Genomic DNA, 12,879 nt, shown 5'->3' with positions numbered 1-12,879 from the left:
TTAACAACACGCCAGTTCGAAATCGAGGCGTTCAGGGATAATTCCGCGCTCGCTATCCAGCGGCAGGAAGCGGATCGCAAACCGACTTTTATGCCCGGAGATTTGCGGATAAAGCTGCCAGGCCAGGTCTAACTGCAGACGCAGTAAATCGGCATCATCCCCGTTATCCTGGTAAAAACCATTCAGACTGGTTTGTTTGCGGAACGGGGCTGAATTACGAATGATATCAAGCAGTAGATCCAGAGACTGTTTCAACGGTTGCAGGCTTGCCAGCCAGAAGCTGACCTGCTCATCACGTTGCGCCTGTGGCAGATGCAGCCAGATATGCAGCGTGGGCAGATCAAAACTACAGCAGCCGCCGGGGATACTTAAACGCTGGCGAACAAGCGCAATTAAACGATCTTCACGCAACGTCTGGCCAAGACGTGGTGCGGACATCAATACGCTGCCACGCTCTTTAAGCTGGCTACGCAGGGAATCAATGCGTTGCATATCAACACCGGGTACTTCAGACCAGGTCAGCAGTTTACGTTGTTGGCGCTCAAGCTCTTTAAGAATATCCGTGCGGATTTCTCCACGTTCAAAGACATCCAGCAGGTCGCCCATATTGCGGAAAAAATGCAGGGCGTCAGCGCTCTCATTTATCGGTAAAGAAGATTGCAGTTGCTGGATTAGAAACTCAATACGCAGCCAGGTGCGCATCTTTTCATTCAGTGGGTGCTCAAAAAGGATCTGAGTGCTCATTATTCTTTGTCCTGTTGTGCGGCCTGACTTGCCAGTTCCAGATACTGGCGGTGCAGGCGGTCAACATGTACGGCTACCCCATCGGGCGAACCGTCGTTATTAATTACATCATCAGCAACGGCCAACCGTTCTTCGCGGGTTGCCTGTGCAGCAAGGATCTGCTCCGCATGCTGTCGGCTGACCTTATCTCGCTCAATGGTACGTGCGATCTGTATTTCTGGCGAGACATCAACAACCAGCACGCGATTCGCTTTCCGATGCAGTTGATTTTCAACCAATAGCGGAACCACCCATAGCACATAAGGTGAAAGAGCATTGCTGATTTCAGTCTGGGTTCGTTGATGAATAAGCGGGTGCAACAGGCTATTCAGCCACTGTTTTTCCGCAGCGGAGAAAAAGATCTTTTCGCGTAGTATCCGGCGATTGAGAGAACCATCCGGAAGAAGGATCGCTTCGCCAAAATGTGCAGAAATAGCGTCGAGAGCAGGTTGTCCTGGTTCAACAACCTGACGGGCGATGACATCGGCGTCGACGACAGTAACGCCTAATCGGGAAAAACTATTGGCGACGGTGCTTTTACCACTGCCAATTCCACCCGTCAATGCCACCGTATAAACCATAAACTCAAGACCCTAACTTATTGTTTGAAAACAAATATACCTTGTTGATTGCCCTGAGATTACAAAGGAGGAAAACGGCAAAAAAGGAAAACAGAAATCCCCTGGTCCGATTTCAACGTTTCTCAGATAAATTTAAACGATTGTAGCGTAAAAAAGAGTGGTTTCGCAGTCTTGCGGAGCCATTATTAGTGCGTATGATAGCGTCACTGGAGTTGGCAGTTGTACCGCCGATAACGTCCCCGCGTCCATCGCCATTTACCAGGAATCCGCAACATGCGTATTGAAGAAGATTTGAAGTTAGGTTTTAAAGACGTTCTTATCCGCCCGAAACGTTCCACTCTGAAAAGCCGCTCCGATGTAGAACTTGAGCGCCAGTTCACTTTCAAACATTCCGGTATTGCATGGTCTGGCGTGCCGATCATCGCGGCGAACATGGATACAGTCGGTACCTTCGGTATGGCGCAGGCGCTGGCCTCTTTTGATATCCTCACTGCGGTTCATAAGCACTACTCAGTTGAACAGTGGAGCGAATTCGTTAAATCTGCTCCTGAAAATGTGCTGCGCCACGTGATGGTGTCTACCGGTACTTCTGAAGCCGATTTTACTAAAACAAAGCAGATTCTGGCTTTGCATCCTGGCCTGAACTTCATTTGTATCGACGTTGCAAACGGCTATTCCGAACACTTCACTCAGTTTGTCAGCAAAGCGCGAGAAACCTGGCCTGGCAAAACTATCTGTGCCGGCAACGTTGTGACGGGCGAGATGTGCGAAGAACTGATTTTATCCGGTGCTGATATCGTTAAAGTAGGTATCGGTCCTGGCTCCGTATGCACCACTCGCGTGAAAACCGGCGTTGGCTATCCGCAGCTTTCTGCTGTGATTGAATGTGCCGATGCCGCTCACGGTCTTGGCGGCCAGATTGTCAGCGATGGCGGTTGTACCGTACCGGGCGATGTTGCTAAAGCTTTTGGCGGCGGCGCAGATTTTGTCATGTTAGGCGGTATGCTGGCAGGTCACGAAGAAAGCGGCGGTACCGTGGTTGAAGAGAATGGCGAGAAATTCATGCTGTTCTACGGCATGAGCTCAGAATCAGCAATGACTCGCCACGTCGGCGGCGTTGCGCAGTACCGTGCAGCGGAAGGTAAAACCGTTAAGCTGCCGCTGCGCGGCCCGGTTGAGAATACTGCGCGAGATATTCTCGGCGGTCTGCGTTCTGCCTGTACTTACGTTGGCGCGTCTCGTTTGAAAGAGCTGACCAAGCGCACCACCTTTATCCGCGTAGCGGAGCAGGAAAACCGCGTCTTTAACAGCCTGTAAGTTATTTGTGGCGCAGCACCTGCTGCGCCATTATCCTCCGCTCATCGCATCCCCCAACTGAAAAATCGGTAAATACATGGCAATGACCAGCGTACCGATAATCACCCCAATCACTATCATCATGATGGGCTCAAGCGCTGCGGCCAGATTATCCGCCAGTTCTTGCGTATGGTCGTGGTGCCAGATGGCAAGCTTTTCCAGCATCAGATCCAGCGCCCCAGATTCTTCGCCAATACGGATTAACTGAGAGCACAGGGGCGTAAAGCATCCAGTATTGTCGATGGTTTGCCAGAAGGGGACGCCCTCAGCTACTCGACTGCCAATTTGAGTAAGTATCTTTTTCCAGAGCAGCGGCCTCATTGTTTGTTCGACCGCAACTAACCCTTGTAGCAATGGAATACCCGCCTGCTGCGACAGGGATAAGGTGGTATATATCTGGCTAAGGATTTGCCCTCGCCATAATGAAGCGGCCAGAGGAATTCTGAGCAAAAACTTCTGTTCGTATTCCTTCCAGGACGGCTTGCGCTGGCGTAAAACGAGCCAGCAGCCTGCCGTTATAATAGCCCCCAGCAACCAGGCAACGCCTTGTGACGTCACCCAACTGGAGACGGTCATAACCGCCAGGGTAATTGCCGGCAAGGATGCATTGAAGGATCGATAGATAGCGGCGAATTCGGGCAGCACAAATCCCAGCATTCCAGCGGTGACGGCGAAAGCAACAAACAGGATAAAAAGGGGATAACGCAGCGCTTTTATCACCTTTTTATGAAGATGATAGAGCTGCTCCTGCTGGTCTGCCAGCCGCCGACTGCATTCATCAAGCTTTCCCGTTAGCTCGCCTATATGAATCAGCGCAATAAATAGCGGCGGGAAGATGCGGGGCCACTGACGAAGCGCATCGGAGAACGGTATGCCTTGCGATACCTGCTGTTCAATATGCTGGAGCAGTGCGCGCCACTCCCGGTAAGGGTGCTGATTTGCCATAAGAGCCAATCCGTCTGCAAGCGAGATCCCCGCCTGAAGCAAAGTTGCCAGTTGGCGGAACACCTGTATTTTTTGCTGAATATGCCAGCATCCTCGCCGCGTACCGACGCTCTTGCGCACGCTAAGCAACTGCAACTGTTGTTCAAAAAGCTGTTCCTCTATCGCTGCGCGATTGTCGGCCAGCGTTGCTCCCTGCCTGACTTGTCCTCGTTGGTCGATGGCTTTCCAGGCCCAGACTGTAAAGTTAGCCATGCGGAACACCCAACACGCGATAAACCTCTTCAAGCGTAGTCAGACCCTGTGACACCGCCTGACAACCGCTTTCAAAAAGTGTGACCAGGCCTTGTTCACGGGCAAGGGCTTCAATATCAGCAGCGTGGGCTCCCCTGGCGATAGCCGTGCGCAAAGTGTTTTCAACCGGGAGAATTTCAAACAACGCGGTACGGCCATAAAAGCCACCGTAGCAGCGTTCGCAGCCGACAGGCTGCCAGTCCGGTAGCGGGTTCGACCAGAGCTGAGGCGGCAAGGTGATTTCCCCGGCCTTCAGCGCCTTGCAGTGAGAGCAAAGTTTGCGAACCAGGCGCTGGGCTATCACCACCTGGATTGCAGAGGCGAGCAGCCAGCGGGCAATACCCATTTGCTCAAGTCGAATAACTGTCTCAACTGTGGAGTTGGTATGAAGAGTAGAGAGCACCAGATGCCCGGTTTGCGCCGCTTTTATGGCAATTTCCGCAGTTTCGCTATCTCTGATTTCGCCAACCATGACAACATCGGGATCCTGTCGCAACAGTGCGCGCAGGATGTTCTGAAATGTCAGTCCCGCTTTGATATTCACCTGAGTTTGATTCAGGCCCATTAGCGGGATTTCAACCGGGTCTTCCACGCTGCATACGTTGGTCCCCGTTTTATTCAGCGCATTTAACGCGCTGTATAAGGTAAGCGTTTTGCCACTGCCCGTTGGCCCGGTAACCAGGATCATGCCCTGCGGATGAACCAATGCTGCCTGAAAAAGAGCGCTGTCTTTAGCCGACATCCCCAGAGCGCTCAGTTCCAGCGGATGTTCAGTTTGCTGGAGCAAGCGCAGGACTACTTTCTCCCCGTACCGGACGGGAAGGGTAGATATTCTGAATGAGGCTTTCCCGCTCCCTGCATCTACGTCCATTTGCCCGTCCTGAGGTAGCCGACGCTCTGCAATATCAAGGTTGCCCAATACTTTTAGACGCGCTGTTAGCGGGGCTGCAAGGCTTGCAGGAAGCAGAGGTTGCAATTGCAATACACCATCGATACGTAACCTGATCCTGTAACTTTCCTTCGTAGGTTCGAAATGGATATCTGAAGCCCGCAACTGAATTGCTTTTTGCAGCGTTTCGTTCAGCAGCGTCACGACTGAAGCGCCGCCTTCGTGCACTTCCTCAGTCCCTGTAGATGGTGGGAGATGCCTGGCCTTTTCCAGGCGCTCAGCGGACCAGAATTCAACTTCGACATGTTTGTCGCAGATGAAGCGTAGTGATTCAAATAGTTGTGCCGGCGGATTGGGTGCTACGGCAATGCGTAAACGCTGTTCATCTTCCGCAAGCAGCACAGCATGATACTGGTTACACAAAGCGAGAAGCTGCTGGTGGCTGGACATGGTTATTCTCCCGCAGTCTCGCCAGAGGCTTCGTTCTCAAAGCGGAAGACTTCTTCGCATGCCTGTTTGAGGGAGCCGCCGTCTGCGACATTGCAGTTGCGTTTCCAGCCTTCAACCCCTTCCGAGTCTTTCCATGCAGGCGTTAATGTCACGGTTAATCCATTCAGTGTTTCCTGCCCGGCCAGGGTTACAACCCCTTTTTCCACTTTCATGCTGCTGATGTAGCGCGTCGTTTTCGCCGAGGGAATACTGTTGCTTCCTGCGTCGCATGCGGTTACCCCGCCCTTGTCTATGGCGCAAAGTTCAATTGCCGTGCGATAGGGCACAAAAGATTGCAGCATATCGGTGAGCGCCGCTTTGCGCAGATAGTTTTGGTAGGCCGGAATGCCGATTGCGCTCAGAATGGCGATAATGCCAATCACCACCATGAGTTCGATGAGGGTAAATCCTTTTTGCTTATGCTTGTTCATAGGCCACTCCTTAGTAAAGTGGCGTTACTTTGTCAGGCTGAATGAAGGCTTGCGATAAGCAAAAAGAGAGGCAGGAAGATGCTTTCCAGAGTTTTTAATATATTTGCAAAAGCGGACAGCAAGAGTGCGAGGTGGTTCGTAAAAATAGCGAACAGATGGGCCATGTGACCCATCCGAAGAAAAGGATTTAGCGGAAACGCATGGAGAGATCGAGGGCGCGTACATGCTTAGTCAGGGCGCCTACGGAAATAAAATCAACGCCGGTTTCGGCAAACGCACGGATAGTTTCTTTCGTAACGTTTCCGGAGACTTCCAGACGCGCTTTGCCTGCCGTTAGCGAAACGGCCCGGCGCATTTGTTCTACGTCGAAGTTATCGAGCATGATGATATCCGCACCGGCTTTCAGCGCCTGTTCCAGCTCATCCAGAGATTCAACTTCTACTTCTACCGGCACATCCGGATGTAACCAGAAAGCTTTTTCTACCGCCTGGCGAATCGAGCCGGCGGAAATGATGTGATTCTCTTTTATCAGAAACGCATCTGATAACCCTAAGCGGTGGTTGCTGCCGCCGCCGCAAAGAACGGCGTATTTCAGCGCCGTACGCAGGCCAGGCAGAGTTTTACGCGTATCCAAAAGTTGCGTATGAGTTCCCGCCAGCAGGTCGACATAGGTACGGACTTCACTTGCTACGCCAGAAAGAGTCTGCACGAAATTTAACGCGGTACGCTCACCGGTTAGCAGCACGCGCGATGGGCCATCAAGCTCGAAGAGCGGCTGGTTTGCGGTTACCGCCTGGCCATCTTCCACATGCCATTTCACCTGAACATCTCCACCTAGCTGAATAAAGACCTCTTCAACCCAGCGTTTACCGCAAAAAACGCCATCTTCACGGGTAATAACCACCGCGTGGGAAGTATGGTTTTCTGGTAGTAATTGAGCGGTAATGTCTTTTTCAGGGTCGACTTCACCACCGAGGTCTTCACGCAGGGCGAGGGAGACGGCTTGCGGAATATCAAGGCTGATGCGTTCGAGAAGCTCGTCACGTCGGCGGTCTGGGTTATAACGGCGGGGCGGCATGATAAAACTCCGAAATGGCTAAGTTAAGGTCGAAACATGCTACTCTGATGCGACGTCGAGTACCACTATTGAGGAGAACCACGCATGCGGCTTTTAGACGGCTGGCTGGTGGGCGTGAAGCATGTTCCTTCCCCACATTTCGATTGCCGACCGGAAGACGAAAACCCTTCTTTATTGGTGGTGCATAATATCAGTCTGCCGCCGGGAGAATTTGGCGGTCCCTGGATTGACGCATTATTTACCGGCAAGCTTGATCCTGACGCGCATCCCTATTTTGCTGACATCGCCCGGTTGCGAGTTTCCGCGCATTGTTTGATCCGCCGCGACGGTGAAATTGTCCAGTACGTTCCTTTTGATAAACGTGCCTGGCATGCGGGCGTCTCGGTTTATCAGGGAAGAGAGCGTTGCAACGATTTTTCCATCGGCATCGAGCTGGAAGGTACCGATACCTTGCCCTACACTGACGAGCAATATCAGCAGCTATCCTCGCTTACCTGCTTGTTAATTAAGCAATATCCTTCAATTGCCGATAATATGACGGGCCATTGCGATATCGCGCCTGTGCGTAAAACCGATCCTGGACCTTCTTTTGACTGGGGCCGTTTTCGTCTGTCGGTGGAATCCATGTCGAATAAGGAGATGACATGACGCTTTTTACACTCTTACTGGTCACTCTCTGGGAACGCCTGTTTAAGGTAGGCGAGCACTGGCAGTTAGATCACCGCCTGGAGGTTATCTTCCAGCGGGTGAAACATTTTTCTATGCTGCGTACGATTTTAATGACGGCGCTCTGCATGCTGGTCGTTTTCCTTTGCGTACGTGCTTTGCAGGGGCTTTTCTTTAACATCCCGCTGTTGGTGTTCTGGATTGCGCTTGGCGTGTTGTGTATCGGCGCAGGGCAGGTTCGTCTGCATTATCACGCTTATTTACAAGCCGCCAGTCACGACGATCTTCACGCGCGCGATGCGATGGCTGGCGAACTGACGCTTATCCACGGCGTGCCGCCTGACTGCGACGAGCGCGAATATCTTAAAGAGCTACAAAATGCGCTGTTGTGGATTAACTTCCGCTTCTACCTGGCGCCGATTTTCTGGTTCATTGTCGGGGGATTGTGGGGGCCGGTGACGCTTGCGGGTTATGCATTCCTGCGCGCGTGGCAGACCTGGCTTGCTCGCCATCATACCCCGCATCAGCGTTTGCTCTCGGGTATCGATGCTATTTTACACGTGCTCGACTGGGTGCCGGTTCGTTTGGTCGGCGTGGCTTATGCCCTGCTGGGGCATGGCGAGAGAGCGTTACCCGCCTGGTTTGCAACGCTTGCAGATCGCCATACTTCTCAGTATCAGGTTTTGACTCGGCTGGCCCAGTATTCACTGGCGCGCGAACCGCATCTCGATAAAGTTAAAACGCCCAAAGCGGCCGTTTCCATGGCGAAGAAAACTTCGCTGGTGATTATTGTTGTGGTGGCGTTGCTGACGATTTACGGCACTCTGGTCTGAGACCAGGCGCCGTGCGCCGTTAAGGATGGTCGGCGGGCGGGGTGCCAAATACTGGCATTCCGTCGTTATCCCAGCCAATTGTTTTCAGGCGAGTATGGCGATTAGGATCGTAAAGCGGATCGCCTTCAATTTCCGTGTAATTCCGTGCGTGATAAACCAGCACATCCTCACCATCTTTTGTCCGCGTAAAACTGTTGTGGCCTGGCCCGTATTGCTTGTTTTCATAGCTGGTGGTAAAAACCGGCTGCGGCGATTTGTGCCAGTTTTCTGCTTTTGTTGGATCGGCTGCGAGGTTAATCCACAGCAGTCCTATGCAGTAGTTCTCATCCGTGGCGCTTGCTGAATAGCTGACAAACAGCTTTTCGCCGTGCGTTATCACCGCTGGCCCTTCATTCACCATAAAACCGCGGCATTCCCACTCAAATTCCGGTTTGCTTAACCTGAGCGGCTCACCTTTGATTGACCAGGGCGTATCCATTTCAGCGAGATAGATATTTGAGTTGCCCGGAATGTTCGGATCTTTTTGCGCCCACAAATACCATTGCTTGCCCTGATGCGAGAAGGTCGTGGCATCAAGGCAGAAAGATTCGAACTGCGTTTTAATCTGGCCTTTTTCGACCCACTTGCCGTTCAGGGGATCCGCATCGGCACACTCCAGCGCAAACATGCAATGCTGAAACATATTGAGCTTATCGAGCGCCTGCGTATGGGCTGCCGCGAAGTAGATATACCATTTCCCGTTTATATGATGCAGCTCGGGCGCCCAGATGAGTTTGCTCATTGGACCATGTTCAGGTTTGCGCCAGACGATTACTGGCGCAGCTTGCGGCAGCGCTTCGAGCGTTACAGCGCAACGCAGCTCCAGCCTGTCATATTCCGGTACGGAGGCGATAAAGTAATAAACATCTTCATGCAGCAGGATAAACGGGTCGGCGCGCTGCTCGATAAAGGGGTTCGGCCAGTCATTCATTACACTTTCCTTAATGCGTCGGTGGCTTGCAGATCTTGTGAAACGTGTAGTTCCTGGTAACTGGTGCGGCGTTTATCCAGATCGGCCTGGATTTGTATCATCATTTTGCGATCGACCTTCAGCAAGCGCACCACGCCTGCAGTGATCAGGTAGCCGATGCCAGGAATGACGGTAAACAACAACACAATTCCCTGCGTGGCAGTGGCGCTTTGCTGCTGGGCGCTGGCGTCGTAACCGTACCATGACAGCAGGAAGCCCACCATCGCTCCGGCCACTGCCAGGCCGCACTTCAGGAAGAATAAATTGCCGGAGAAGCTGATGCCGGTGATGCGTTTGCCCGTTTTCCATTCGCCGTAGTCATCGACATCGGCCATTAGTGACCAGTGAAGCGGGGAAGGAAGCTGATGCAGAATATTAAGCGCAAAGTAGGCCACCAAAATCAGCGTGGTGGCGTGGGGATTGAGGAAATAGAAGCCGCAGGAGAAAAGGGTGAGAGCAATGTTGGTCCAGAAAAATACCTTAAGTTTGCAGTATTTGTCGGTGAGAGGTTTGGCCAACGCGCTACCGATCATCATACCCACCACCCCGAGGCTGATGAACATACTGGCGAAGGATGCGGATTTTTCCATTACCCAGGTGACGTAATACATTGTGGCCGCCATACGAATAAACCCTGGGCAAACGTTACAGAAGGTGAGCAGCAAAATACGCACCCATTGATCGTTTTTCCAGATATCTCTCAGATCGGATTTCAGAGCATGTTTTGATGGCACGGCGGGCTTAATACGTTCTTTTACCGTGCTAAAGCAGAACAGGAACATGAACAACGCGATAATAGCCATTACGCCCATCGACATTTGATAGCCTTTGGCTTTATCTGCTCCGCCAAACCAGTCGGCCATAGGTAACAACGTTGAGGAGAGAATAAGCGTCGCGATGCCAACCATAAAGAAGCGGTAGGACTGGCAGGCGACACGTTCATGTGGGTCGGCGGTAATCACGCCGCCAAGTGAGCAATAAGGAATATTGATGGCCGTATAGGTCAGCGACATCAGGAAATAAGTCACGAAGGCATAGACAACCTTGCTATTGTAGCTCCAGTCGGGCGTGGTAAACATCAACACGCTAAACAGGACATACGGGACGCAGACCCACAACAAATAGGGACGAAATCTCCCCCAGCGGGTAGTGGTACGGTCGGCAATCGCACCCATTATCGGATCGGTTACGGCGTCAATTACGCGCACAGAAAGGAGAAGTACGCCCACCAGTGCGGGAGCAAGGCCAAATACATCGGTATAAAAATAATTTAAAAACAGCATGATGGCGCCGCCGATCATATTGCAACCTGCGTCCCCCATCCCGTAGCCGATTTTCTCTTTAACAGATAATTTATTGTTTTCCATCGACAACACTCCAGAACTTGATATGGACAAGATTATTGGTCTGATGAGTCGAAAATGCGCAGCAGGAAATCGTTGAAGGGATGGACAATCGTGTCACAGGTAGAAAAGTGTGAGGCAGATAACAAAGCGCCCCGGCTGAGCGGGGCGCTTTTAAATAAATGATAAAGAGTGCATATGCATTTTGCAGGGTGGATAAGCATCATCCACCAAAGTGGCTCAATATTTCGCGGCGGATGGCGCTTCGTTTATCCGCCCTACAAATGAATGGCTTTAGCGCTTCGCTGAGTTTTAATCCAGTAGCCGAGACCAAGAATCAGCACCCAAACTGGAATTAACCACACGGAGATCGCCATACCCGGCGTAATGGCCATGATAACCAGAATCCCTGCCATAAAGATCAGGCAGATCCAGTTACCCAGCGGATAGAACAGGGCCGGGAAGCGAGTCTTCACGCCTTGCTGATCTTTCTTACGACGGAATTTAATGTGCGCCAGGCTAATCATCGCCCAGTTGATGACCAGTGCAGAAACGACCAGCGCCATCAGCAAGCCAAAAGCTTCACCCGGCATCATATAGTTAAGTAATACGCACAGCGCGGTGGCGATAGCGGAAACCAGGATTGTGGTGACCGGCACGCCGCGTCTGTCCACTTTCAGCAAGGCTTTTGGCGCATTGCCCTGCTGCGCAAGGCCGAACAGCATGCGGCTGTTGCAGTATACGCAACTGTTATAAACCGACAGCGCAGCCGTCAGAATAACGATATTCAGGGCGTTTGCGACCAGTGAATCACCCAGTTCATGGAAGATAAGCACGAACGGGCTGGTGTCTGCGGTAACGCGAGTCCATGGCATCAGCGAGAGCAGCACCGCCAGGGAGCCCACATAAAAAATCAGGATGCGGTAGATAACCTGATTGGTGGCTTTAGGTATGCTGACCTCTGGGTTATCTGCTTCTGCAGCGGTAATACCAACCAGCTCAAGGCCGCCGAACGAGAACATGATGATTGCCATCATCATGACCAGCCCCGTCATGCCGTGAGGCAGGAATCCGCCTTGCTCCCATAGGTTGCGCACCGTCGCCTGCGGACCTGCGGTATCGCTAAACAGCAGCCAGCCGCCGAACAGGATCATTGCCACAACGGCGACAACTTTAATTATCGCAAACCAGAACTCCATTTCGCCGAACACTTTGACGTTGGTAAGGTTAATGGCGTTGATAAGCACAAAGAAAGCGGCTGCGGAAACCCATGTCGGGATCTCCGGCCACCAGAACTGAACGTATTTTCCGACGGCGGTCAGCTCAGCCATCGCAACCAGAACATACAGAACCCAGTAATTCCAGCCAGAAGCAAACCCGGCAAACCCGCCCCAGTATTTATACGCAAAATGGCTGAATGAACCGGCAACGGGCTCTTCAACGACCATTTCGCCTAACTGGCGCATAATTAAGAACGCGATAAATCCTGCGATAGCATAACCGAGAATAATTCCCGGGCCCGCGGACTGGATAACGGAGGCACTGCCAAGAAACAGGCCCGTCCCGATAGCTCCACCCAGCGCGATAAGCTGAATATGGCGGTTTTTAAGGCCGCGCTTTAGCGTGTCGCCGCCTTGCTGTTGACCATCCATCGTAAACCTCGTGGTTGTGGTTGTTTTTATACGCTCGTAACGGCGTGTGTAATTTTGTGATTCCGTAAGGTGTAGTCTTTCTTTTACGGTTATTAATTCCAGTATTTTGCGTTGTGGACTACCGCAGCGCCAAGAATAGTGATAAGCGCCAGTGTTTGCACCTGCTTTCTTTTATTGCCGTGACGAGTTGGATAAAAAGAAACCAACCGTAAATAAAGGCCTGCTTATTGCCGCAAAGTTATTTTCCGACGTTAAGCGACTTTCATGAATTTATATTCATATTTTAAAGTGATGAATCGGTTCAGATTGCAAGAAATGGCAAGCATGGCCGTTTCATAAAAGTTAAAACTACCACTTTTAGGGTAAACATAAGATTTGTGCAAAGTTACATGTTTGAAACGTTGTTTCTGTAGTGTTGTTAAAAAGTGCCCGCTTTACTGATTTCAATCAAAACCAATATGGACAGAAGGTGAATACTTTGTTACTTTAGCGTCACGAATGTGAAATTGGTCATACCAATTGACTCCGGGCTA

Annotated in this window: 12 protein-coding genes; 3 read left to right on the top strand and 9 right to left on the bottom strand. The window is 51.5% G+C overall.

Annotation, left to right across the window (positions count from 1 at the left end; all coding sequences use genetic code 11):
• Positions 1–744 (bottom strand): cell division protein ZapD, encoded by a 744-nt coding sequence (gene zapD, locus MUA00_RS03925; RefSeq protein ID WP_271121859.1) that lies wholly within the window; start codon positions 742–744, stop codon positions 1–3.
• Positions 744–1,364 (bottom strand): dephospho-CoA kinase, encoded by a 621-nt coding sequence (gene coaE, locus MUA00_RS03920; protein ID WP_271121860.1) that lies wholly within the window; start codon positions 1,362–1,364, stop codon positions 744–746. Before coaE ends, zapD begins: the two co-directional genes overlap by 1 nt.
• A 273-nt stretch (positions 1,365–1,637) precedes the next feature.
• On the opposite strand from coaE, the gene MUA00_RS03915 reads away from it, so the two are divergent.
• The gene (locus tag MUA00_RS03915) at positions 1,638–2,681 is read left to right on the top strand and encodes a GMP reductase (RefSeq protein WP_271121861.1); all 1,044 of its coding nucleotides are present in this window, start codon (positions 1,638–1,640) and stop codon (positions 2,679–2,681) included.
• A 30-nt stretch (positions 2,682–2,711) separates the two neighbouring features.
• On the opposite strand, the gene hofC is transcribed toward MUA00_RS03915, so the two are convergent.
• From hofC to nadC, 4 genes are all read right to left on the bottom strand, one after another.
• Complete coding sequence (hofC, locus tag MUA00_RS03910; RefSeq protein WP_271121862.1) at positions 2,712–3,917, bottom strand: protein transport protein HofC; 1,206 nt, start codon at positions 3,915–3,917, stop codon at positions 2,712–2,714.
• Positions 3,910–5,295 (bottom strand): type II secretion system protein GspE, encoded by a 1,386-nt coding sequence (gspE, locus tag MUA00_RS03905; protein ID WP_271121863.1) that lies wholly within the window; start codon positions 5,293–5,295, stop codon positions 3,910–3,912. The genes hofC and gspE overlap by 8 nt, the downstream gene beginning before the upstream one ends.
• Before the next feature lie 2 nt (positions 5,296–5,297).
• Positions 5,298–5,765, bottom strand: coding sequence for a prepilin peptidase-dependent pilin (gene ppdD, locus MUA00_RS03900; RefSeq protein ID WP_271121864.1), 468 nt, complete (start codon positions 5,763–5,765; stop codon positions 5,298–5,300).
• A 187-nt stretch (positions 5,766–5,952) separates the two neighbouring features.
• Entirely contained in the window at positions 5,953–6,843 is an 891-nt protein-coding gene (nadC, locus tag MUA00_RS03895; RefSeq protein ID WP_271121865.1) for a carboxylating nicotinate-nucleotide diphosphorylase, read from the bottom strand.
• A gap of 84 nt (positions 6,844–6,927) precedes the next feature.
• On the opposite strand from nadC, the gene ampD reads away from it, so the two are divergent.
• The gene (gene ampD, locus MUA00_RS03890) at positions 6,928–7,491 is read left to right on the top strand and encodes a 1,6-anhydro-N-acetylmuramyl-L-alanine amidase AmpD (protein ID WP_271121866.1); all 564 of its coding nucleotides are present in this window, start codon (positions 6,928–6,930) and stop codon (positions 7,489–7,491) included.
• Complete coding sequence (ampE, locus tag MUA00_RS03885) at positions 7,488–8,342, top strand: beta-lactamase regulator AmpE (protein ID WP_271121867.1); 855 nt, start codon at positions 7,488–7,490, stop codon at positions 8,340–8,342. The genes ampD and ampE overlap by 4 nt, the downstream gene beginning before the upstream one ends.
• Positions 8,343–8,361: 19 nt before the next feature.
• Here ampE and MUA00_RS03880 read toward each other — a convergent pair whose 3' ends face one another.
• The 3 genes from MUA00_RS03880 to aroP all read right to left on the bottom strand — a co-directional run bounded on the left by MUA00_RS03880 (position 8,362) and on the right by aroP (position 12,346).
• The gene (locus tag MUA00_RS03880; RefSeq protein WP_271121868.1) at positions 8,362–9,312 is read right to left on the bottom strand and encodes a glycoside hydrolase family 43 protein; all 951 of its coding nucleotides are present in this window, start codon (positions 9,310–9,312) and stop codon (positions 8,362–8,364) included.
• Complete coding sequence (locus MUA00_RS03875; protein WP_271121869.1) at positions 9,312–10,718, bottom strand: glycoside-pentoside-hexuronide (GPH):cation symporter; 1,407 nt, start codon at positions 10,716–10,718, stop codon at positions 9,312–9,314. Before MUA00_RS03875 ends, MUA00_RS03880 begins: the two co-directional genes overlap by 1 nt.
• A 254-nt stretch (positions 10,719–10,972) precedes the next feature.
• The gene (gene aroP, locus MUA00_RS03870; RefSeq protein ID WP_271121870.1) at positions 10,973–12,346 is read right to left on the bottom strand and encodes an aromatic amino acid transporter AroP; all 1,374 of its coding nucleotides are present in this window, start codon (positions 12,344–12,346) and stop codon (positions 10,973–10,975) included.
• Positions 12,347–12,879: the final 533 nt, after the last annotated feature.

The organism is Dryocola boscaweniae (genome assembly GCF_025215095.1).
Taxonomy (GTDB): Bacteria; Pseudomonadota; Gammaproteobacteria; order Enterobacterales; family Enterobacteriaceae; genus Dryocola; species Dryocola boscaweniae.
This window is presented reverse-complemented; position numbering and strand designations above follow the sequence as displayed.